Here is a 20,457-nt window from a genome sequence, read left to right as displayed (position 1 = left end):
CCGGAACAGTGGAAGCCGCCTCCATGGCAAGACCCGAATGGCTGCCGCAGCGCGGAGCATCCTTGCGCGCCTTTCTGCCAACGCGGCTGCGCTTTCCGCTCGTCGAAGCCGCACTTGACGCAAGGCTGGGTGCCGCGGAGAACGTATTTGGCGGCGGCGACGGTTATGTCGGCTGGGGCGACAAGGTCCTTGCGCGCACGGCACGGAAGCTCGCAGGCACTCGCCGGCTGCCCTTCTGGGCCCTGGAAGACGGTTTCCTGCGCTCCGTCGGCCTCGGCAAGACCGGAGCCCCCCCTGTCTCCATCATTGCCGACGATCTCGGCATCCATTTCGACGCAGGCGCACCGTCGCGCCTTGAGGAACTGATCAACGAAAGCACATCCTGGAACGATGTTTCGCGGGCCTGCGACTTCAGGCACCATGTCGTTGAACAGCGGCTGACCAAATACAATCATCTGCCGGACAGAGCGCCTGCGTTCTCATCCTCCGCATCTCGCCGCCGCATCTTGCTCGTAGACCAGGTACGCGGCGACTCGTCTGTCGCCGGCTCCGGAGCAACGGAAGAGACCTTCCGGTTGATGTATGACGAGGCGGCGTCCGTACCCCATGCGACCGTCATCATCAGGACGCATCCGGATGTAAGCGCCGGCCTTGCCGCAGGCTACCTCCGCAATCTGCCATACCGGCCAAATGCCATTATCTGCGACGAGACTATTTCTCCCCATGCCTTGCTCGATGTGGTGGACGAGGTATGGACCGTCTCGAGTCAGCTTGGATATGACGCATTGCTCCGCGGCATGCCTGTAACGACCTTTGGCGTGCCGTTCTATGCCGGATGGGGCCTCACGATCGATCGCGCCGCCAATGCCTGTGCCCGCCGCGCTTTTGCCCGGCGGACCGGCAGCCCATCGATCGACCAGTTTGCCGCTGCGACGCTTCTGCACTATCCGCGCTATGTCGATCCCGTCAAAGTAGCACCGACGACGCCCGAACAGGCGACCGAGCGATTGATCGCCTGGCGGCGGCGCGCGTTGGGCCTGCGCGGAACCTATCTTTGCCTCGGCATAGCCAGGCACAAGCGGCACACCGTGCGGCGGTTTCTCGAAAGCCCCCTGTCCAATGTGCGCTTTGCTCGCAGCAAACCCGGCAATGCCGCCGTGAGACAGGCGGACTATCTCGTTCGTTGGGGCAATGACGACCTGCGGGCGGACGGAACGCTCGCTCCCGCGCCGCTGCTGCGGCTTGAGGATGGCTTCGTCCGCTCGTCCGGGCTCGGCTCGAGGCTTGTCCCGGCCTCGTCTCTCTGCATCGACCGCGACGCCGTCTATTTCGATGCCACGCGTCAGAGCGGGCTTGAGAAGTTACTGCTTGAAACCGATTTCCAGCCTGCCCTGCTCGCCCGGGCCGGGCGGTTGCAGCAACGTATCCTTCAACTCGGCATCACCAAGTACAATCTGCCGGCAGGGCCTGACGTCGATTATCGCCGTCTGGCTGCCGGGCGGCGCATCATCCTCGTGGCGGGCCAGGTTCCCGGCGATGCATCGCTCCGCTACGGTCTGACCAATGCCATCGGCAATGGCGACCTGTTGCAGAACGTGCGGGCGCAGCGGCCGGATGACTTCATCATATTCAAGGAGCATCCCGATATCGTCGCCGGAAGGCGCGGCCCGCCCACACCGTCAGATCTGCTGGCACGGCTGGCCGATCTCACCGTCAATGATGTCCGCATCGAGCACTTGCTGCATGTTTGCGACGAGGTTCACGTCGCCACCTCGCAGATCGGCTTCGAGGCGCTTCTGCGCCAGCGGCCGGTCTGGTGCCATGGCCTGCCCTTCTATTCCGGCTGGGGCCTGACCGTCGATTCTGTGACGCCGCTGCGGCCCCGGCGAGAGCTTTCGCTCGAAGCGCTGATAGCGGGCGCCCTGATCATCTATCCGCACTACATCTCGGCTCGCACGAACCTGCCTTGCGAGGTCGAAGACGTCATCGATGAAATTTCCAGCGGCGGCGGGCCGCGCCGGTCCCTGCCAAGAGTGCTGGCAAACAGAATGGGGTGGTCGCGATGAATGCAATTGCAATGGATATTTCCCGCCTCATCGGACGGTCGCATTTCTCGACGCCGACCGGCATCGACCGATTCGAGCTTCAGTATGCGAACTGGGCGCAGAAGCGAAGCTCGCACTTTCTGGAGATCGGGCGCAATCGCCCGATCGAGATTGCGCGAACGCGCGCAACCGAGCTGATCTCGGCATTGGCACATCGCTGGAGTGCCGCGGGTTTGAACCCGCTCCAGACGGAGGAGCTGCAGCGGATATTCGCCGCGATCGATGGCGAGGCGCCGTGGCCAAAAATCAAATCCGCTTCCATTTCGCCAGCCGGTCGCACGCTCCATTCCTGGAGCAGGAGAGCGGGCAAGGCTCTACGCACAATTCTTCCCGCCAACCAGTTTGCCGCTGGGGCCTCGCTTCTCCATGTGTCGCATACCAACCTTCACCGGCCTGCGGCCTTCAACTGGCTGGAGCGGCAGAAGCGCAATGGCGTATTCTACGTGCATGATCTCATACCCTTGACCCATCCGGAGTTCGTGCGCCCCAACGAACCGATGCGGCATCTGCAGAGGATGGAAACGATCCTGCGCCATGCCGGGCTTGTCCTGTGCAATTCGCAGGCTACGGCGCGCTCCTTCCGGGCTTTCGCCGAGGAGCGGGGCAAGCCGACGCCTCCGATCGAGGTGCTTGCGCCGGGTGTCGAAGCCAGCTTTCGCCGACCGAACGCCGCGGTACACGCTACCAGACGGCCCTATTTTCTGGTCGTCGGCACGATAGAGCCGCGCAAGAACCACATATTGCTGCTCCAGACCTGGCGCGCCATGGTGGATGCCCATGGTGACGACGTGCCCCGGCTCGTCATTGCGGGCAAGCGCGGCTGGGAGAACGCACAGGTATTCGCCACGCTCGATCGCTGCCCCCAATTGCGCAACGCCGTCATCGAGGCGCCGAACCTCGGCGATACGGCCCTCGCCGAATTGATGGCCGGTGCCGCCGCCCTGCTCTCTCCTACCTTCGTCGAAGGCTATGGAATGCCGGTTGCCGAAGCCCGCGCGATGGGGACAACGATCATAGCCTCCGATATCGCCTCGCATCGGGAGGTCGCGGGCGACAACGCGCTTTATCTCGATCCGCTCGACGGCCGGGGCTGGCGCGAGGCTATCGAGGCCCATGCCCGGTATGAGCGGCGGCAGAGGCCACACATCGTGCAGCACTGGGACGGCCATTTCGGCACGCTCGATGGCTTGCTTAACGAACAACGCGATAGACTTCCACTCGGCGGGTAATCAATGACCAGTTACAATGACATTCTGAATTCCTACAGGTTCATTCTCGGACGCGATGCCAATTCCGAAGAACTGGAGCAGATCACGAGCAATCTCTTCAGCCTGACCGAGATTCCCCTGCCGGAGTACCGGCGCCGTTTCCTGACCTCCACCGAATTCCATCATCGCCATCGCGAGATCCTGTTCGACAATTTCGTTCCGCGTAACATCGAAGTGCTGTTCGATACGAAAAACGGCTTCAAGATCTATCTGGACCTGCGGCAATACCACATCACTTTCGGTATATTCGGCGGCGAGTATGAAAAACTCGATGTCGATATAGCCAAGGCCATCACGCCGGATGATGGCGTGTTCTATGATGTCGGCGGCAATGTCGGTTATTATTCGCTGTCGGTGGCGACACGGCCGGGTTTCACCGGCAAGGTGGTGGCGTTCGAACCCCTGCCCTATCTATGCGGCCTCTTCAAGAAATCCGTCAAGGAAAACGGCCTGACGCGCAGGGTGACGGTGCATCAGCTCGCGTTGGCGGACATGCCGGGATCAATGGAACTGAACACTGCGGAACATACCGCCAATGCTGGCGCAACGAGCCTTGTCGCCGGGTCGCGCGGGCGGGAATCGGAGCGCAGCGTCAGGGTCGAGACCCTCGACCGGATGGTGAAGACCCTGAAGCCGGATACGATCAAGATCGATATCGAGGGCGCTGAAGGACTGTTCTTCGAAGGTGCGAGTGCGACCATCGCCGCGTCGCACCCGTCGCTTCTCGTCGAGATTAACCGCGAGGTGCTGGCGCGGCTCTCGAGAGCGGACCCGCGCCAGATCCATGCAAAGCTGGCTGACTGGGGCTACCGTCTGTGGGAGATCGAGGATGGTCTGTCGCCGCTCGAAACGCCCGAGGATACGGACAAGGCCTTTCCAGCTGGAAGGGTGGCCAATGTCCTTGCGATCCATCCCTCGCGCATCAAGCAGGTAAAGCGCAGCCTGGCGTCATTGGGCTTGACGATCTAGCAAGGGCCGTGGTGCCTAGAGCACCACTACCTTCGCGCCGAGCTTCACCCTCTCATAGAGATCGCCGACGTCCTCGTTCGTCATCCGGAAGCAGCCGGAAGAGGACGATTGGCCGACGGAGTCGGGTTCGTTCGACCCGTGGATCCGATAGAGCGTATCTCCAAGATAGAGCGCCCGCGCGCCCAGCGGGTTGTCCGGGCCGCCTGCCATGTATTTCGGCAGGTCGGGCCGGCGGGACAGCATGTCCGATGGCGGGCGCCAGTCCGGCCATTCGCGCTTGCTGGATATCCGTTCCGTTCCGCGCCAGCCATAGCCCTCGCGGCCGACGCCGACCGGATAGCGGATTGCCGTTCCATTCCCCTGCACGAAGTACAGAGCACGGTTTTCCGTCTCGATGATGATCGTTCCGGGCTTCTCGTGGCTTTCATACTGCACGACTTCGCGCCGGACCGGCGCGTAGTCCGAACCGGCATATGCCCGCTCCGCTCGTGCATGTTTGGGCGGATAGCTTTCCGGCTCCATCAGGAATTCCAGATAGCCGGGGTCGATCCAGACCTTGTGATTCTTCTTGTCCAGGACGGGAGGTGAAGGCTCCCGCGATTGCGCCAGCGCCGAAAAGGGTGACAGGCCGGCACAGGCGCAAGCCAGCAGGGCAATCTTCCACCGCACCTTCATATTGACCATTGCATCGATCCTTTCCTCTAAATCAATCCGGCGGCGACAAGCGCGTTCGCCACCGGCTGGAATGCACGTTCAGGCACCGGCTGTCCTGCGCCCGTAGCTGCGATCTGCTCGGCAAGTGCGGCGTCCACGGTAACGGGAATGCCGAGTTCGGCCGCATGCAGGTGCATCGCGGCGGCCTCCGCCCCGGAAGAGCGGCAAACTACCACCGGCACTGGCGTCTCGCCGCGGACATAGCGTATGCCCACCAGGCGCCGGGCGGGATCGCCGATGAGCAGAACCGCATGTTTCAACCCCGTCTTGGCACCCGTTCCGGCGCGACGACGGCGCTGGCGTTCCTGCCGGATCAACGGGTCGCCTTCCATGTCCTTATGCTCGCGCTTGCTCTCGGTCTTGGTCATGCGCATTTCGCGCAGGAACAGCCATCTTTGCAGGAAAATGTCGATGAAACCGAGGACGAGAAACGCGGCAACCGCAACCGCCGCAAGCGGCTTGAGCATGGCGAAGAAGGTAGCCTGGAGACAGAACGCCCCGCAAAAGGGAGATTCGAACAGGGCTTTCAACCCCGCCTGGAACACGAGAACGAAGGCCGTGGTCAATGCGATGATCTTGATGAGCGCCTTGACGAATTCGACCACGCTTTTCAGCGAGAAGATGCGCTTGATCCCGGTCATCGGATTGATCCGGTCGAAATCAGGCTCGACGGGCTTGGCGGAGAAGACGAAACCGCGCGTCACCGCGACATTGGTCGCCACGATGGCAGCTATCGTTATCGCGAGAATGGGCAGTGTGGCGGTCAGAAGACTTTGCACGGCAATGATGCTGAGCCTGTGCCAGACCTCGTCGAATGGCCTGTCATAGATATGGGACGCCTCCTCCACGAGCGCGCTGATACTCTCGCGCAGCACTGGAGCGATGTAGATCAGAAAGATGGTGCACGAGAGCATGATGACGCCGGACACCATGTCCGGGCTGTGCAGGACCTGCCCCTTCTTGCGCGCATCTTCGATCTTCTTGTCTGATGCCGGAAGGGATTTTTCTTCGCTCGTCTGGCTCATGCTTGGTCCCCCGCCTAGGTCGAAGCCAGGACACCGATGGCTTGCGCTCGCTCCGCCGGGCTCTGGATCGACCGCAGCCTGGATGCCTTGGCCAGAATCTGGTTCTTCTGGCCCGCTGCCATGTCCGGGACCTGCACTGCTTTCGCCGCGGCCATGTCGCCGGAAAGGCTCAGAACGATGATATAGTTGACGTAGTGCCGCTTTTCCGCGAGCGGCGACGACACCACGGCGTTCATGCCGGCCGATGCTTCCGGCAATTTGTTGGAGAGTGCTTGTGCCAATGCGAGATTCGTCTTCGTGTCGAGATTGCCGGGCTGTAGCGCCAGCGCCTTGGCAAACGCCGACTCCGCAGCTGGTCCTTGGCCCGACAAGATCAAGGCGGTGCCGAGCTTGTTATAGGCGGATACCGAATTGATCGCCTGGGCCGCCGGCGCCAGGGTCCGGGCGGCGGCATCGGCTTCGCCTCGCTGCAGCTGTATCGTGCCCAGTCCGAGCAAGGCGTGGGCGTCCTGCGGATTGATCTGCAATGCCGACCGGTAGGCCTTTTCCGCGCCGTCGGAATCGCCATTCTTCAGCCGGGCATTGCCGAGCTTCACATGAATTGTGGAGTCGCTCGATGACATTTCTGCCGCGCGCTCATAGAGGGCGAGTGCCGTACCGCTTTCGCCCTTCGCCTCGACATCGCGCGCGATGTTCAGGAGCTTGGACTGTTCGCTGGAGGGCGGCTTGGCCGTCTTCTTTTCCGTCTGTTCCGTGGTGGTGCAGCCGGCGAGAACGAAGCCGAGCCCGAGGGCAACGGCAAGCAGGCGGAAGCCCCGCGCTACCATCTCCGGCGCGGACAGGGCCTGCGTCACAGCCCCGCTCCCGACCCTGACGTGGTCGTCGTTTCATCATAGCGCCGCCTCGACCGCTGTTCGGACACCTGCGCGCCGTCGATGTATTTCTGAGCCGCACGCGCCGCCGGGGCCGCCATGGCCGGGCCCATCTCGCGGCCATGCATCAGGTCCTGCTTCCTGGCCACCATGTGCTGGAGATTGAGATTGTTGGAGCAGCCCGACGGCAGATAGAGCGGATATTCGGCCGTATCCGGCGTTATGCAGGCGTCCGGCACCAGAACGCCCTGTGCGCCGGCCTCTTTCTCATATCCCTTCCTGACGACATTATCCTTGGCGCCGCCCATTTTCACGTAGCTGTAATTCGGCGAATATGGCTGCGTCTTGCTGCCCATGCAGCCGGAGATCGACACGGCAACTCCCATGATCAATGCGAGGCGCGCCGCCGTGGCCAGAAGCGGATTGCGACGTTCATTCGACATAGAAGCCATATCCTTTATTGACGATCTGCTTGGACTTTTTGCGCGGCGAGGAAATCGCCCCGGAAGGGCTGTCCAACGGCGTCTTCAGGTTCCGGGACGAGGTCGGCGTGACCAGATAGGGCGTGATCAGAATCACGAGCTCCGTTTCATTGCGTTGGAACCGCTTCGACTTGAACAATTCGCCGAGTATCGGCACGTCGCCGATGACCGGCGTCTTGTTGATCGACTGCGTTTCCTGGCGCTGGAACAATCCGGCAATGGCAAAAGTCTGGCCGCTCCCGACCTCGACGGTCGTATCGGCACGCCGTACCCGCAGCGACGGCGCGACAAGCCCGCCTATCGTCACCGCGCTATCCTGCGAAACGCTGCTCACCTCAGGCCGGACCTGAAGGGCGATGCGGTCATTGGGCAGAAGCGTCGGCGTGAACTGCAGGGAGACGCCGAATTGCTTGTATTCGATGCCGATCTGGTCGTTTCCGACGGGAATCGGCACTGGAATCTCGCCGCCGGCGAGGAAACTCGCCGTCTGGCCCGTAACCGCGGTGATGTTCGGTTCGGCGAGGATTGTCAGGATGCCGTTCTCCTGCAACGCATCGAGGAGGACATTGACGTTGACGTTCCTGCCGGAAATGCCAACCTGGGTACCGCCGCCGGAATTGCTCGTGTTTCCACCCCGCACGATGCCGAAGGAAAACGAGCCGCTGTTGACGAAAGCGCTCCAGTCGAGCCCGTAGCGTGTCAACTCATTGCGCGCGACTTCAGCGAAGCGCACGCGAATATTGACCTGGTTCGGGCCGGAAATCGTCGTATTGTTCAGAGCCGGCTTATCCGGCTGGGAATAGGTCTGCAGGACGTTCTCGGTGTCGAGCGCCTCGCCCATATTCTTGGTCTGGCCCTTCCCGACATATTGTTCGCCGAAAAGACTGATGTCGACGGTGGTGGTGGGCTGCAGCGCCTTGACCGATTGCTGAGCATCGCGCGGATTGCCGACCACCCTGATCTGCACGGTCCCACGGGTGCCCTGGTCGGGACTGAGCGCAATGAGGTTCGTATCGCCGATCTTGGTGCCGTAGATATAGACGGCTCCCGGGGAAACCACGCGCACATCGGCAATCGTCGTATCGGCAAGGAAGACCGATTCGACGGGCTGGTCGAAACGCAATATCTGGCCCTGCCCGATATTCAGCTTGAGGACCTGCCCTGCCGCGGCGTCAACCTTGACCTGCGCCGAAGCGGCTGCGGCATGCAGCAGAAGGAGAGGCGCCAGGAACAAAGCGACAAGCCATGGCTTTCGCATGATGAGAAGGAATTTAGCCCCCACGGCCGTAGGATTGAGCATTGATTATATGTCCACCACAATTCGACGTTGCTGCTTTACCCCAACCCTACGCTTACTCACTTGTGCCACCCTGTTCCAGCTGCCTTATCCTCGACGCAGGCAGGGATATCGAACCGAGGGACTGTACGCTGAACTCTGAAGAAATTTCCTGATATGACAAGACCGGCAGGTTCAAATCATGTCTTGTAAGTAAGTTGCGTATCGATCGCCGAATGTCCATAGACGTTAGAACAGTTCGCACAATCTCTGCTTCCTTACCGGCCAGCTTCTCCTTGAGCTGGTCCACGATCGACCGGGAAATATCTTCCGGAATCGCCAGAACGGGCGCGCCGGTCCCCTGATGCATTGAAGATCGCACGGCATCTTCGGTCTCTCTGGTCAGAAGATAGGCCGAAACGATTCGGTTCATCTCAGCGTTGCGGTGGCAGATCTGGCGGGCAAGCCCGATGCGTGCATATTCGGCCAGTACCTGGGGGTTGGATATTTGCGGGCCCCATTCGATGATCGCTTGCAGGATCGCCCGCACATTGGTCACCGGCACGTCTTCTTCCACGAGACGACGCAGGACCTCCGATATCTTCTGCAGCGACGCCACATTTGCCGCTTCCTTGACGAGATCGCCCAGTTCATCATCCACTCGCGCCAGCAGGAACTTCGTTTCCTGGACATCGACGAAATCCGACAGATAGCGCCTGACGGACCGCGTCAAGATTTCGAGCATGACGGCAATCGGTTCGTGAACGGTGATGCCGGCATTTTCGAGATCGGCCTTGTGGCTCTTGTCGACCCAGATCGATTCCTTGGTGCCGATGACAGCGCGGGCAAACCGGTAGGGCACCGACATCAGGTCGAGATGCACCGCGTCGTCCGTTACAAGCAACTGGTCGGCAAACGCCATGCCGTCGGTCACCGGCACGCCCTCGAGATCGATCCGGAACTGATCGGGTTCCAGCGTCATATCCAGTTGTATGCCGATCTGCGGAACGCGAACGCCCATATCCGCGAAGATATTGCTGCGCATCCGCTCGATGCTCTTGTGCAGTTCCGGCACGGATATCGTATCGGCCAGGTGCGGCCCAAGCAACATGACCAGCCGTTGCGGCCCATCGAGCATGGGCGTATCGCCCTGCGCAAGCGCACCCTGCGGCTTGGTGATGTCGCCGATGGCGATTGCGGCGGGATCGGCCGCGTCATCACCGGAGCCGCCGCCCTGCGTCCTCCTGTGCACCAGATAGGCGAGCCCGCCCGATGCCGCCGCCAGAATCCAGAACACCAGCATCGGAAATCCGGGCACGAGGCCAAAGCCGAACAGGATGACCGATGCCAGCGCCAGCGCCCGGTGATTGGCGCCGAGCTGGCCGACGATTTCGCTGCCGAGATCATCGTCGCGATCGGACGTCACCCGCGTGACGACCGTGCCGGCGGCAACCGCCATCATCAGCGCCGGTATCTGCGAGATCAGACCGTCGCCGACGGTAAGGAGCGAATATGTGTGCGCCGCATCGCCAAACGGCATGCCACGCTGCAGCGAACCGATCGCCAGACCGCCTATGAGGTTGATGGCGATGATGATCAGGCCGGCCACGGCATCGCCCTTGACGAACTTCATGGCGCCATCCATTGCGCCGTAGAACTGGCTTTCCCGCTCCAGTTCCTGCCGCCGGCGCCGTGCCTCCGCCTGGTCGATATCGCCGCTGCGCGCTTCGCTGTCGATGCTCATCTGCTTGCCGGGCATCGCATCGAGGGCGAAGCGGGCGCCGACCTCCGCGACACGTTCGGCACCCTTGGTGATGACGACGAACTGCGCGATCGTGATGATCAGGAACACGACGAGACCGACCACGACCTCGCCGCCCACGACAAAATTGCCGAAAGCCGACACGATCTGCCCCGCATCCGCCTGGAGCAGGATCAACCTCGTCGTCGTAATCGATAGCGACAGGCGGAACAAAGTTCCAAGCAGGATGATCGACGGCAGCGCCGAGAGTTCGACCGGCTTCGAGATGTAGAAGGCAGCTACGAGGATGAGAAGGCTGAACGCGATATTCGTACCGATGAGCATGTCGACGACCAGTGTCGGCAACGGAATGATCATCATCACGATCGCCAGCAGCATCAATGCGGCAATGACCAGATCGGATCGCTTCGACGCTGCCCACGCGAAGCGATTGAAGGTGGCAATCAACGTCATGCCGGCTGCCTCTCCTTCAGATAGTCGCGGAAGGTTTCCCGGGCATTGTCCTCGTCTCCCTTGATCCATTGCGCCCGGCTCTTCAACAGGGTGATGGAGGGCGACGAGCCACCTTCGATATCTTCTATCCGGTCGATCGCCGTCAGCGCGCGCGATGCGGATTCGGTCTCGACGAAGACCGCCGCGAGCGAGCGCAGCACCGCGGTATCCTCGGGGGCGATACGGGCTGCCAGCAACAGGAATACCAAACCGCGCTCGGGCTGGCCCGCCTGACAGTAGAGATAGCCAAGTCCATGCAGGAATTCGACACTGTCACGACGTTTCTGGGTCACTGGCTCTGCGCCTGACTGAGCCGATCCTGCAATTCCCGGCGGATTTCAATCTCCTCGTTCAACATCGAGGCGGTGATCGCCGCGATCTCTTCGTCGATATCGAGGTCCGGCAGCAGATCATTGACCAGATAGGCAAGGATTTCCTGCGATCGCGACAGATCGAATATGCCCGGATTGGCGAGTTTCGGCTTCCGCAAGCGGCCGATGGTGCCGACAAAAGGATCCCTGGCCTGCTTTACCACCCTTTCCGAGCGGGCAAGCAAGGCGTCGAAGGCTTTGGATTGGGCCTCCTCGACTTTTGCCGCGTCAGCACGGCCGGTGATCGATCCGGCCTGGCCTCGAATCCTTTCTTCCTGTCGACGAATGTCGAGCGCCATGCACCCTCCCTACTGGCGAAGTGCGACTAGAAAGTCAGCACGAATTCCTCATCCTGGCGGCCGGCTATCAACCGACCGTCGCGGATATCCTTGATGATCCAGCCATCTTCGAGTGCCGCACCCTTGTAGAGGCGCGTACCATCCGAACTGATCGCGTAGGGTGTTTCGCCGAACCATACTGCCTGAAGGTTGAACCTCGGCTGGACCTTGGGCGCCGTCATCCCGACGAGACTGGTCAGCACGAAGGTGCCGCCATAGGTCCGGTCGAACCAGCCCTGAACATCGTTCCAGACCTTGCGCCGATCCTTGTCCAGATCGCCCGCGACAGTCAGGCGCGTCCCGTCGGCATCGACCTTGAGATCGGCCAGACCAACCTGCTGCAGCTTGGTCTTCAGCGCTGCCTCGACAGGGCCGCCCGGGACCAGCCCCGGCAGGGCACCGGCCTCTTCGGCCTTCAATGCCGAAACCTGGGCGGCTGGGGTTGGATTGGAAACCAGGAGATCGCCGACGCCAGCCTGAACCGCGGCAATCGTCAGCAGAGAGAGCGCGGCGCCGCCGATGGCGATCCAGCTTGCGCGCGGCATTTTTCGCTGCGCAGATTTTTCGGGAGCCGCAGTCGCCAGGTTCAGCGCGGCGTTGCCGAACTGGAGCGTACATGGCAGCGAACAGCGCAATCCGTGACCGGCCGGAACGGACGTGTCGTCATCGACGGTCACGTCTCCGCCGACCGCCTCGACCAGAAGATCATTGCCCTGCTTTTGCAAGGTCAGATGATGCCCGGCGACATCCTTGTCGCCCAGCGTCAGGTCGCAGCCGCTTTCGGATCCGACACGATATTGCTGAGACTCGAGAGGGAGGGAAACGCCTGCATGAATACCGGTCGTCACCCGCAGCAACAACGTCGATTCAGGCCTCTGAAAACTTACGATAGAGCCCATGGCATTGCCTCGTTTGCAAAAGTATTCGAAGTATTCTCGCGGAATTTCAATTCGGGCTCAAACTGGCAAGAAAAGGCGCCCGAAACACATCGAAATAAGTGGCAGACGGCGCTGACGCCATCCGCCGGAATAGACCAATTAGTTGTTTGGCCGCTGCTTTGCAGCATCCAGAGCAACCTTCTTCTCGGTCGTGATTTCCGTAATCTTCGCGGACTTTTCGATTGCCTTGTCGAACGCGGCAGTCATCTTGTCGATAGAGCTATCTGAACTCTGCGACCCGCCAACACCTTGAACAGCCATGCTATTTCTCCTTGAGTGGATAGAAGTCTATGGAAACCGTTTCAATTCTCTCACTGCTTGGCAACAGCTCACCGTTACAACATCATAGTTATGCCGGCAGCCCGGTGATAGTATGAAAAAATAGAGAAGGCAATTTTCAAAAATTCAGTTGATGTTACACTCTGTAACGATAGTTGATCGCGCTAGTGTCCCAATACAATTTGACATTTCTGTCACAAAAAATAATTCAAAATTTGAAATAGTGAAGATAAATGACCCGGCTACTGACATTTTTTTTCACGACCATTCTGATCCATTTTATTTATAGTTGCGTTGCATCTATTTCCCGGTTCATATAGACCTAATTCTGTCGCTTTGTGCCAGAGGGCCTTTGGTATGACTATTCCACGCAGGGCTATATACTCACGGGCAATTTTCCTGCGGATGGCTGTCGCCTTGCCGCTATTCGCTCTTGCTTGCCCTGTGTCGGCGAGTGAGCCTCCCTGGGCCGCGACCAGATATTCCTACGTCCTCATCAACCAGGATATACGCGACGCGCTGCGGGAATTCGGCCGCAACCTCAATATTCCGGTGACGATCTCCGACAAGATCCGGGGGCAGGTCCGTGGCGAGGTCCGCGCTGACACGGCAGGCGCCTTCCTGGCGAGGCTGGCCGAGGCAAACGGGCTGATATGGTATTATGACGGCTCGATTCTCCACATTAATTCGAATGAGGAGTTTTCCACCCAGATCATCGACCTCGGCAGGGCCAGCGGAACGAAGGTCCTCGACGAAGTGCGCCAGCTGAACCTGATGGATGAGCGATTCTCGATCAGGGCGACACCCAACGCGCCCGCATTGCGTGTTTCCGGCCCACCCGCGTTCATAGCCATGGTGCAGCAGGTGGTGTCGACCGTGCAGCCGCCGCCGCAGGCGACCGCTGACGATCCTCGCGTCAGGGTCTTCCGCGGCGGCCAGAACAATGAAGTGGCTGAGGACTTGGCTACGCCTGCCCGGCCAGCAACCAGAAACGCAGATCCGCGCGTGGCGCCGGTTCCCGCCAGTTCACGCACCAACTAGGAGAGTATCCGATGGGCACACCGCAAATTTCCAATGTTTCGCAGCAGCAGGCCAGCAATCTCACTCCCGAGGAACAACAACAGGAATTCGAAGCGGCGTTGAACGAAGCGATCGTCAGCGGCGGTAGCTCCCTTATCGGCCAGGAGATGATGAAGATTGCCAATGAGATCCTCAATGAGGCTCTCTCGGATGAGTAATAGGGTCCAAAGCCCCTATGGTTTAACGGAGACAATGTCATGACAGCAGTTCCGACCACCATGGCCGCTTCGATTCCGGCAAGCACGCCCACCACCCAGACCGTGCCGATGCAGAACATGTTCGAGCACATGGCCGGCAATATCCACAAGCTGCCGCACGGCGCCAGCCCCGGCAATCTCGGCAAGACCCTGGTCAATGACCTGAAAGGCTTCGTCGAGCGCACCGGCAAATTCGTCAGTCGCACGAGTGAAGCATCCAAGGCGCCGACGCAGGCCTCGTTCGCCAATGCCGTGCAGGCCAAGGCCAAGAGCGAGAAGAACGACAGCGAGCAGATCGAGCGCGTGGTCCAGTCACTGGGAACGATGTTCGATCATTCCATCGAGACGCAGATGGTCGTTCGCGGCACCACCCAGCTGACAGGCGCTGCGACAACGCTGACCAAGGGACAGTAAGAGCCTTATGCAAATATCCGGGTTGAAGCGGCTGCTGACGAATTGTTTCCTGGTGGCAGCCCTGGCCGCCGCATTGCAGGCATGCAAGGAGGACCTCTACACGAATCTCGAGGAGCGGGAGGCCAATGCCATGGTCGCGGCCCTGCTCCATAAGGGCATTCCCGCCAACCGGGTCGTCCAGAAGGATGGCAAATTGACCGTGACGGTGGACGAGAAACAGTTCGCCCAGGCGGTAACGGTGCTCAATGAGGCCGGCCTGCCGAAGACCCAGTTCGCCACCATGGGAAGCGTATTCAAGCAGGAGGGCCTCGTGGCGTCACCTGTCCAGGAACGCGCGCAGATGATCTATGCGCTCAGCGAGGAACTGTCGCGGACGGTGTCCGAAATCGACGGTGTCGTATCGGCCCGCGTGCATGTGGTGCTGCCCGACAATGATCCGCTCCAGCGCAATGCCGTGCCGGCTTCGGCTTCGGTATTCATCCGGCATGAACCGACGCTCGACATCAATACGCTCATACCGCAGATCAAGACCCTCGTCGCCAATGGCATAGCCGGTCTCACCTATGAAAAGGTTTCCGTTATTCCGGTCGTCGCAGCCGCGACCAATACGGCAACGGCGGACACGGAATTGACCTCGTTCCTCGGCATATGGATGCTGCCGGCGAGCGCTGCCACCGCGCGGTGGATATTCGGAAGCCTGATCCTTGCCGTCATCGCGCTAGGCGGCGGGCTGGGCTACCTGCTGTGGCAGAAGAAGCGGCGCCGCGTCTATCCGCTGGTGCCGGTCGGGCCGGCCAAATGAACCAGGTTCCGCCCATGGATGAAACCGCGAACGCCGCAGCATCGATGGATGGCAACCACCCATCCATGCAGCTCTTGAGCTCGGCACCCGCGCGCCTCGTCCACCCCCAGCGCATCGTCTCCTGCTATGAGGATGCCCTCACTCTCGATGTCGCGGTGAAACTCCAGGCTTGTGACCGGGTCCAGCCGCAACTGGCGCTGCTGGTGGCTGAGCAGTTCGGCCTGGCGCAATCCTCGGCGCTGCTCGATCTGGCGCCTGAAGATCTGGCGTTGATGCGGCTTGCCCCGGCGCAGCTCGACGAACTGGTCGTCATCGCCGGCGCGGCCTACTGGGCCCATGTCTTCGCAGCGGAAATCCGCACGAGCGAAGTGGCCCTGATGAAGCAGGCCATCGGCGAGGCTGCATTCAAATTCGCGCTCGCCAATCGCGATCTTGCCGGCCACCTCGCGCATCCGGGCAGCACCGACAACCTGATTGCAGCAGTCCGGCGTGATGGATTGCATTGCATCGGCAGCTGGCATGCGAGCCTCCCCGGCGGTCTCGCCGGCTGGGCGCGGCTGAAACATGCGAGCGACAAGGAGGTCCAACCTTTCGCAGAGGAGGCACAACGGGCGCTCGGGCTGGCGATCATGAACCGGCTCGCCGCGGATCTCGACCTCATGGCAAGCGAGGAGACGGCGCAATGACGGAACTTCCGCCCATGCCCGCTGCGAAGGTCATCAAGCAAGCCGCGGTAACGCCCTGGCTCGATGGCTTTGCATTTCTCAACGCCGCCGAGGAGGAAGCACAGGCCCGTCTCGGCAGGGCGGATGAAATCACGGAAGCCAGCAGGCAGCAGGGCTATCAGGCAGGGTTCGAACAGGGCGCCAAGGAGGCATCCGCCCTGTTGATATCGACGACTGCACAGGTCAACAATTATGTGGCTGGCCTCGACAGGCAATTGGTGGAGCTGAGCCTCTCGATCATTGCAAAGATGCTCGGCTCGTTCGACCAGGCCGAACTGGTCGCAAAGCTTGCGAAGCATGCACTCCAGGGATTTCAGCGGGAGCGCGACATCATCATAGCGGTTGCACCGGACATCGCCCCGGAAGTGGGCGAGAAGCTTCAGGCCGAACGTTCCAATCCATCGATCAATTTCACCGTGGTGCCGGATCCCCGGCTGACGGGCGCCCAGTGCATCCTTTCCAATGCCATCGCCGTAGTCGACGCCAGCCTCGACACCCAGCTTGCGGCGATCAGGGAAGCGCTTTCGCGCGATGGAACTGCGGCGTGACACAGCAATTGCCTGCATCCGACCTGACGCACCTGATGGACCGGCTCAAGGAAGCCGCCGGCAGAGCCGACCCACGGCCGGTTCGCGGCCGAATCCGGCGCATTACCGGCATCATCGTCCACGCCACGGTCTCCATGGTCCGGATCGGCGAATATTGCCTGCTCCGTGATCCTGTGTCCGGGCGCATCGTTCCGGCGGAGGTTGTCGGCTTCCAGGATGAGGAGGCCGTGCTGACGCCGATCGGCGATCTCGACGGCATGTCGACCCGCGCCGAAGTCATTCCCACCGGCCATGCCCTGCAGATCCCCGTCGGCCCCGAATTGCTCGGTTGCGTGCTCAACCCTCTCGGCGAGGTCCTCAACCGCACCGGGGCGCCGCCATCGGCGCTGAATACGGGAGCGTTCTACCCCACGCACCAGCCGCCAATGGAGGCGCTGCAACGCGATCTGATCGAACATCCGCTCCAGCTCGGCATCAAGGCCATCGATGGGCTGCTGACGGTTGCGCGCGGCCAGCGCGTCGGCATATTCGGCGAGGCCGGCGTCGGCAAATCGTCGCTGCTGTCGAGCATCGTCAGGGGGACGCAGGCCGATGTCATCGTCATCGCCCTTATCGGCGAGCGTGGCCGCGAAGTGCGCGAATTCATCGACATCCAGCTCGGACATGAAGGCCGCCGCCGCTCAGTCGTCGTGGTCGCCACATCCGATCGCCCTGCGATCGAACGCGTCAAGGCGGCCTATGGTGCGACGGCGATCGCCGAATATTTCCGCGACCAGGGCAAGCACGTGCTGCTGCTCATGGACAGCGTGACACGTTTTGCCCGCGCGCAACGCGAGATCGGCCTTGCCGCCGGCGAGCCGCCGACCCGGCGCGGCTTTCCTCCATCGCTTTTCGCCGCGCTGCCCCGTCTGCTCGAGCGGGCCGGGCCGGGCGTCGGCGGTTCGATAACCGGTCTCTATACGGTGCTGACCGAGGGCGACGGAACGCTCGATCCCGTTGCCGAAGAGACGAAGGCCATCCTGGACGGGCATATCGTCCTCAGCAGCGAACTGGCGCAAAGAAACCACTTCCCGGCCATCGACGTGCTGCGCAGCCGCAGCCGCCTGATGGATGCGGTGACGAGCCAGGCCCACCGGTCGAACGCGGCACGCATCCGCAGCCTCATGGCGCGCTATGACGACATCGAGCTTCTCGTGCGTGTCGGTGAATATAATCGTGGTGCCGATCCGCAATCGGACGAGGCATTGGCGCGGCATGATCGCATCCAGGCGTTCCTGCAACAGGATAGCGAAGAACAGTTCGGTTTCACCGAGACGGAACTGCAGATGCAGGGGGTTCTTGCATGAAATCCGCCAAGAATCTTGAAAAACTGCTCGAATTGCGGGCCCACCGGACCAGAATTGCCGAGGAGACCTCTGCTCGCCAGCGCAACATCAGGGACGCCGCGGCGCATGCGCTGGATCGGGCAGGCGATGAGATTCTCCAGAACGAGGCGCGGCGTGTTGCGCGCGAATCCGACGTGCACAGGGAAATGTCACAGCGGCCGGTCGCAAGCCATGAGCTTCAATCCTATCAGGAGGCGCTGGCAGCCTATGATTTCGAAGCGACCCGTCTCGTCGAGACGCAAAAGGAAGTTGCGGCGCGGCTGGAACAGGAAACCGAGCGCAGCAACCACCTCATTGCCGAGCACAAGGCGAAGTTGCGATCACACGATAAACTGGAGCTCCTGTTGAAGCGACAGGCTGCCAGCAGCGCAAAACACCGGATAGCCCTCGAGGAAACCGAGGATGAAGACCAACGCGGCATGAGGAAACCGAAGTGAACGCGGTGACGGAAAACCAGTCCTTTCTGCGCGCCAAGGGCGACAATGGCGACCTGTCGTGGCTGCCTCGCATCGATCCTGCCAATCTCGATCTGCAGGGGCTCTTTCCGGCCGAGACGAAATTTCTGGTCACGCCGGCGACCACCGTGGCGCCGATCGAGGTGCATATGGCGGAAAGTTCCGTCCGCCTCACCAATCCCGTCGCCATTCCATTTGCTATCGGCCCCTGGGCTGGCAAGCTGGTTCTGTCCTCCGGCACGCTGGAGCGCCTGATGCAGAGTCTTGGCCTGAGCCGCATGATCGCAAGGCTCTCGCCGCGCCAGCGCAATATACTTATCGAATATGCCTTGGCGAGCGAACTTGAACAGCTCGAGGATCGTATCGGCCATCCCATAAGGCTGGGCGCCGAGGAAGCCGAACGCAGCTATGATTTCATCGTCCCGTGGGTCATCAATTTCGATGACTTTCCACGCAATGCCGAGTTGCACCTCGACAGGCGCGCCGCGCTGGCTGTCGGCCGGGTGATGGCCCGGTCGAATGGAACGATCGGAGAAGTCACCGACCTGCTGCCGTTCGACCTGAGCATATGCACCGGCACGCAGGAGCTCTCGGCCCGTGAAATCGCGGCGCTGGTGCCCGGCGATGTCATAATGCGGCGCGAGGCCCCGGAGATCGGGCACTTTGCGCTGCTGGGCCAGCATTTTCGCGCCGCCGTCACCGAAAAGGGCGGCAAATACATCCTTGCCGCAAGCTGGCGGTCTTACAACAAAAACAGGGAAGCTTGGATGCCGACTCAAACTCAATCCGACGCCGACAAGATGGACGATCTGCATCCCCTCGATGAACTGCCGGTGCAACTGGTCTTCGAGGTCGGACGCACCGATCTGCCCCTGGGCGAACTACGCAAGCTCGACGAAGGCAGCGTGCTGCCGATTGCCCCGACCACCGGCAATGCGGTCAATATCGTCGCCAATGGCCGCCTGATCGGCACGGGCGATCTCGTCAAGATCGGCGCCGGCCTCGGCATAAGGATCGTGCGGCTGTCCAAGAATGGGTGAGTATCAGTCCAACCTCATACCCATCATCATTATCGTTTCGACCATCGGGCTGATCCCGCTCGCGGTCGTGACGATGACCGGCTTCCTGAAGATTTCGATCGTGCTTTTCCTGATTCGGAACGCGCTCGGCATCCAGCAATCGCCGCCCAATCTGGTGCTTTACGGCATAGCGCTCATTCTGACGGTCTATGTCACGACGCCGCTCGTCGGCGAGATGTACCGCATCATGGAAGCGCAACAGATCGACCTGCAATCCATCGACAGCATGAAGAACGCGGCTGAGGCTCTTCGGCCGCCATTGCAGACACATCTGTTGAAGTTCACCGATGAAGCCGAGCGGCAGTTCTTCATGCAGGCGACCGAGAACGTATGGTCGCCGGAAGCGCGGGCCGACCTGAAATCGGACAGCCTGCTCGTTCTCGTTCCTGCATTCGTCAGTTCCGAGCTCACCCGTGCGTTCGAGATCGGTTTCCTGCTCTATTTGCCCTTCCTCGTCATCGACCTCATCGTTTCCAACATCCTCATGGCGATGGGCATGATGATGGTGTCGCCAACGCTGATCTCGATCCCGCTGAAGATATTTCTCTTCGTCGCGGTCGATGGCTGGTCGCGGCTGATGCACGGCCTCATTCTGAGTTACGGGTAGCGGCATGGGACAGACGGCCTTCCTCGCACAGATGCAGAATGCCCTGCTGACGGTTCTACTGGCGTCGGCGCCAGCCCTCGGCATCGCCATCGTCATCGGTATCGGCGTTGGCCTGATCCAGGCGCTGACGCAGATCCAGGACCAGACGCTGCCGCAAGCCGTGAAGCTCGTCGCCGTCATGCTGACCCTCATCGTTCTTGGCCCGACTCTGGCGTTCCAGGTTGCCAATCTGGCCAGTCACGTCCTCGATGCGTTCCCAGCCATGACGCGGTGA

General features: G+C 61.1%; 24 protein-coding genes. 14 read left to right on the top strand and 10 right to left on the bottom strand.

All coding sequences use genetic code 11. From position 1 onward, the window contains the following. Nucleotides 1-23: 23 nt before the first annotated feature. Genes M8997_RS13935 through M8997_RS13925 form a run of 3 tightly spaced genes read left to right on the top strand, consistent with a single transcriptional unit; the run spans nucleotide 24 to nucleotide 4,342 of the window. Nucleotides 24-2,066, top strand: coding sequence for a capsular polysaccharide biosynthesis protein (locus M8997_RS13935; RefSeq protein WP_250018818.1), 2,043 nt, complete (start codon nucleotides 24-26; stop codon nucleotides 2,064-2,066). Next, on the top strand, nucleotides 2,063-3,334 hold the full coding sequence (locus M8997_RS13930) for a glycosyltransferase family 1 protein (RefSeq protein WP_250018819.1): 1,272 nt from the start codon (nucleotides 2,063-2,065) through the stop codon (nucleotides 3,332-3,334). Before M8997_RS13935 ends, M8997_RS13930 begins: the two co-directional genes overlap by 4 nt. Nucleotides 3,335-3,337: 3 nt before the next feature. Then, the gene (locus M8997_RS13925; RefSeq protein ID WP_250018820.1) at nucleotides 3,338-4,342 is read left to right on the top strand and encodes an FkbM family methyltransferase; all 1,005 of its coding nucleotides are present in this window, start codon (nucleotides 3,338-3,340) and stop codon (nucleotides 4,340-4,342) included. A gap of 15 nt (nucleotides 4,343-4,357) precedes the next feature. On the opposite strand, the gene M8997_RS13920 is transcribed toward M8997_RS13925, so the two are convergent. From M8997_RS13920 to M8997_RS13875, 10 genes are all read right to left on the bottom strand, one after another. Further along, nucleotides 4,358-5,026, bottom strand: coding sequence for a L,D-transpeptidase (locus tag M8997_RS13920; protein WP_250018821.1), 669 nt, complete (start codon nucleotides 5,024-5,026; stop codon nucleotides 4,358-4,360). Between the two features lie 17 nt (nucleotides 5,027-5,043). Then, on the bottom strand, nucleotides 5,044-6,081 hold the full coding sequence (locus M8997_RS13915; RefSeq protein WP_250018822.1) for an EscU/YscU/HrcU family type III secretion system export apparatus switch protein: 1,038 nt from the start codon (nucleotides 6,079-6,081) through the stop codon (nucleotides 5,044-5,046). 14 nt (nucleotides 6,082-6,095) lie between these two features. Then, complete coding sequence (locus tag M8997_RS13910) at nucleotides 6,096-6,935, bottom strand: tetratricopeptide repeat protein (protein ID WP_250018823.1); 840 nt, start codon at nucleotides 6,933-6,935, stop codon at nucleotides 6,096-6,098. Beyond that, a complete protein-coding gene (locus M8997_RS13905; protein ID WP_250018824.1) occupies nucleotides 6,932-7,396 on the bottom strand; it encodes a hypothetical protein in 465 nt (154 codons plus the stop codon). The genes M8997_RS13910 and M8997_RS13905 overlap by 4 nt, the downstream gene beginning before the upstream one ends. Beyond that, nucleotides 7,386-8,693, bottom strand: a complete 1,308-nt coding sequence (locus M8997_RS13900; protein WP_371929584.1) for a type II and III secretion system protein family protein — start codon at nucleotides 8,691-8,693, stop codon at nucleotides 7,386-7,388. The genes M8997_RS13905 and M8997_RS13900 overlap by 11 nt, the downstream gene beginning before the upstream one ends. Nucleotides 8,694-8,787: 94 nt before the next feature. After that, complete coding sequence (gene sctV / locus M8997_RS13895) at nucleotides 8,788-10,926, bottom strand: type III secretion system export apparatus subunit SctV (protein ID WP_250018826.1); 2,139 nt, start codon at nucleotides 10,924-10,926, stop codon at nucleotides 8,788-8,790. Next, nucleotides 10,923-11,258, bottom strand: coding sequence for a M48 family metallopeptidase (locus M8997_RS13890; RefSeq protein ID WP_250018827.1), 336 nt, complete (start codon nucleotides 11,256-11,258; stop codon nucleotides 10,923-10,925). The genes sctV and M8997_RS13890 overlap by 4 nt, the downstream gene beginning before the upstream one ends. Further along, nucleotides 11,255-11,635 (bottom strand): hypothetical protein, encoded by a 381-nt coding sequence (locus M8997_RS13885; protein WP_250018828.1) that lies wholly within the window; start codon nucleotides 11,633-11,635, stop codon nucleotides 11,255-11,257. The genes M8997_RS13890 and M8997_RS13885 overlap by 4 nt, the downstream gene beginning before the upstream one ends. A gap of 26 nt (nucleotides 11,636-11,661) precedes the next feature. Then, a complete protein-coding gene (locus M8997_RS13880) occupies nucleotides 11,662-12,573 on the bottom strand; it encodes an FHA domain-containing protein (protein WP_250018829.1) in 912 nt (303 codons plus the stop codon). A 138-nt stretch (nucleotides 12,574-12,711) separates the two neighbouring features. Next, nucleotides 12,712-12,873, bottom strand: a complete 162-nt coding sequence (locus M8997_RS13875; protein ID WP_250018830.1) for a hypothetical protein — start codon at nucleotides 12,871-12,873, stop codon at nucleotides 12,712-12,714. A gap of 462 nt (nucleotides 12,874-13,335) precedes the next feature. Between M8997_RS13875 and M8997_RS13870 the strand changes: the two genes are divergently transcribed. Genes M8997_RS13870 through M8997_RS13820 form a run of 11 tightly spaced genes read left to right on the top strand, consistent with a single transcriptional unit; the run spans nucleotide 13,336 to nucleotide 20,457 of the window. After that, nucleotides 13,336-13,932, top strand: a complete 597-nt coding sequence (locus M8997_RS13870; protein ID WP_250018831.1) for a secretin N-terminal domain-containing protein — start codon at nucleotides 13,336-13,338, stop codon at nucleotides 13,930-13,932. Between the two features lie 11 nt (nucleotides 13,933-13,943). Continuing rightward, nucleotides 13,944-14,129, top strand: a complete 186-nt coding sequence (locus M8997_RS13865) for a hypothetical protein (protein WP_250018832.1) — start codon at nucleotides 13,944-13,946, stop codon at nucleotides 14,127-14,129. A gap of 39 nt (nucleotides 14,130-14,168) precedes the next feature. Beyond that, a complete protein-coding gene (locus M8997_RS13860) occupies nucleotides 14,169-14,582 on the top strand; it encodes a hypothetical protein (protein WP_250018833.1) in 414 nt (137 codons plus the stop codon). A 7-nt stretch (nucleotides 14,583-14,589) separates the two neighbouring features. Then, nucleotides 14,590-15,384 carry a type III secretion system inner membrane ring lipoprotein SctJ gene (gene sctJ, locus M8997_RS13855; protein WP_250018834.1) on the top strand — a complete coding sequence of 265 codons (795 nt, stop codon included), beginning with the start codon at nucleotides 14,590-14,592 and terminating at the stop codon, nucleotides 15,382-15,384. Nucleotides 15,385-15,398: 14 nt separating this feature from the next. Continuing rightward, nucleotides 15,399-16,070, top strand: coding sequence for a type III secretion protein (locus tag M8997_RS13850; RefSeq protein WP_250018835.1), 672 nt, complete (start codon nucleotides 15,399-15,401; stop codon nucleotides 16,068-16,070). Further along, nucleotides 16,067-16,657, top strand: a complete 591-nt coding sequence (locus M8997_RS13845) for a FliH/SctL family protein (protein WP_250018836.1) — start codon at nucleotides 16,067-16,069, stop codon at nucleotides 16,655-16,657. Before M8997_RS13850 ends, M8997_RS13845 begins: the two co-directional genes overlap by 4 nt. 35 nt (nucleotides 16,658-16,692) lie before the next feature. Next, nucleotides 16,693-18,003 carry a FliI/YscN family ATPase gene (locus M8997_RS13840; protein WP_305884374.1) on the top strand — a complete coding sequence of 437 codons (1,311 nt, stop codon included), beginning with the start codon at nucleotides 16,693-16,695 and terminating at the stop codon, nucleotides 18,001-18,003. Beyond that, on the top strand, nucleotides 18,000-18,479 hold the full coding sequence (locus M8997_RS13835; protein ID WP_250018837.1) for a hypothetical protein: 480 nt from the start codon (nucleotides 18,000-18,002) through the stop codon (nucleotides 18,477-18,479). The genes M8997_RS13840 and M8997_RS13835 overlap by 4 nt, the downstream gene beginning before the upstream one ends. Beyond that, the gene (locus M8997_RS22265) at nucleotides 18,476-19,537 is read left to right on the top strand and encodes a FliM/FliN family flagellar motor switch protein (RefSeq protein ID WP_250018838.1); all 1,062 of its coding nucleotides are present in this window, start codon (nucleotides 18,476-18,478) and stop codon (nucleotides 19,535-19,537) included. Before M8997_RS13835 ends, M8997_RS22265 begins: the two co-directional genes overlap by 4 nt. After that, nucleotides 19,530-20,183, top strand: coding sequence for a type III secretion system export apparatus subunit SctR (gene sctR / locus M8997_RS13825; RefSeq protein WP_250018839.1), 654 nt, complete (start codon nucleotides 19,530-19,532; stop codon nucleotides 20,181-20,183). Before M8997_RS22265 ends, sctR begins: the two co-directional genes overlap by 8 nt. 4 nt (nucleotides 20,184-20,187) lie before the next feature. Continuing rightward, complete coding sequence (locus M8997_RS13820; RefSeq protein ID WP_250018840.1) at nucleotides 20,188-20,457, top strand: EscS/YscS/HrcS family type III secretion system export apparatus protein; 270 nt, start codon at nucleotides 20,188-20,190, stop codon at nucleotides 20,455-20,457.

The sequence above is a fragment of the Phyllobacterium sp. 21LDTY02-6 genome, from assembly GCF_023554255.2.
Taxonomy (GTDB): Bacteria; Pseudomonadota; Alphaproteobacteria; order Rhizobiales; family Rhizobiaceae; genus Phyllobacterium.
This window is presented reverse-complemented; position numbering and strand designations above follow the sequence as displayed.

What these genes read in the sequence shown, in the direction of transcription:
- M8997_RS13820 (WP_250018840.1), top strand. Translation starts at nt 20,188, where the DNA reads ATGGGACAGACGGCCTTCCTCGCACAGATGCAGAATGCCCTGCTGACG.
- M8997_RS13835 (WP_250018837.1), top strand. Translation starts at nt 18,000, where the DNA reads ATGAAATCCGCCAAGAATCTTGAAAAACTGCTCGAATTGCGGGCCCAC.
- M8997_RS13880 (WP_250018829.1), bottom strand. Translation starts at nt 12,573, where the DNA reads ATGGGCTCTATCGTAAGTTTTCAGAGGCCTGAATCGACGTTGTTGCTG.
- M8997_RS13840 (WP_305884374.1), top strand. Translation starts at nt 16,693, where the DNA reads ATGGACCGGCTCAAGGAAGCCGCCGGCAGAGCCGACCCACGGCCGGTT.
- M8997_RS13920 (WP_250018821.1), bottom strand. Translation starts at nt 5,026, where the DNA reads ATGGTCAATATGAAGGTGCGGTGGAAGATTGCCCTGCTGGCTTGCGCC.
- sctJ (WP_250018834.1), top strand. Translation starts at nt 14,590, where the DNA reads ATGCAAATATCCGGGTTGAAGCGGCTGCTGACGAATTGTTTCCTGGTG.
- M8997_RS13925 (WP_250018820.1), top strand. Translation starts at nt 3,338, where the DNA reads ATGACCAGTTACAATGACATTCTGAATTCCTACAGGTTCATTCTCGGA.
- M8997_RS13875 (WP_250018830.1), bottom strand. Translation starts at nt 12,873, where the DNA reads ATGGCTGTTCAAGGTGTTGGCGGGTCGCAGAGTTCAGATAGCTCTATC.
- M8997_RS13930 (WP_250018819.1), top strand. Translation starts at nt 2,063, where the DNA reads ATGAATGCAATTGCAATGGATATTTCCCGCCTCATCGGACGGTCGCAT.
- M8997_RS13905 (WP_250018824.1), bottom strand. Translation starts at nt 7,396, where the DNA reads ATGTCGAATGAACGTCGCAATCCGCTTCTGGCCACGGCGGCGCGCCTC.
- M8997_RS13900 (WP_371929584.1), bottom strand. Translation starts at nt 8,693, where the DNA reads ATGCGAAAGCCATGGCTTGTCGCTTTGTTCCTGGCGCCTCTCCTTCTG.
- M8997_RS13915 (WP_250018822.1), bottom strand. Translation starts at nt 6,081, where the DNA reads ATGAGCCAGACGAGCGAAGAAAAATCCCTTCCGGCATCAGACAAGAAG.
- M8997_RS13865 (WP_250018832.1), top strand. Translation starts at nt 13,944, where the DNA reads ATGGGCACACCGCAAATTTCCAATGTTTCGCAGCAGCAGGCCAGCAAT.
- sctV (WP_250018826.1), bottom strand. Translation starts at nt 10,926, where the DNA reads ATGACGTTGATTGCCACCTTCAATCGCTTCGCGTGGGCAGCGTCGAAG.
- sctR (WP_250018839.1), top strand. Translation starts at nt 19,530, where the DNA reads ATGGGTGAGTATCAGTCCAACCTCATACCCATCATCATTATCGTTTCG.
- M8997_RS13860 (WP_250018833.1), top strand. Translation starts at nt 14,169, where the DNA reads ATGACAGCAGTTCCGACCACCATGGCCGCTTCGATTCCGGCAAGCACG.
- M8997_RS13850 (WP_250018835.1), top strand. Translation starts at nt 15,399, where the DNA reads ATGGATGAAACCGCGAACGCCGCAGCATCGATGGATGGCAACCACCCA.
- M8997_RS13845 (WP_250018836.1), top strand. Translation starts at nt 16,067, where the DNA reads ATGACGGAACTTCCGCCCATGCCCGCTGCGAAGGTCATCAAGCAAGCC.
- M8997_RS13935 (WP_250018818.1), top strand. Translation starts at nt 24, where the DNA reads ATGGCAAGACCCGAATGGCTGCCGCAGCGCGGAGCATCCTTGCGCGCC.
- M8997_RS13885 (WP_250018828.1), bottom strand. Translation starts at nt 11,635, where the DNA reads ATGGCGCTCGACATTCGTCGACAGGAAGAAAGGATTCGAGGCCAGGCC.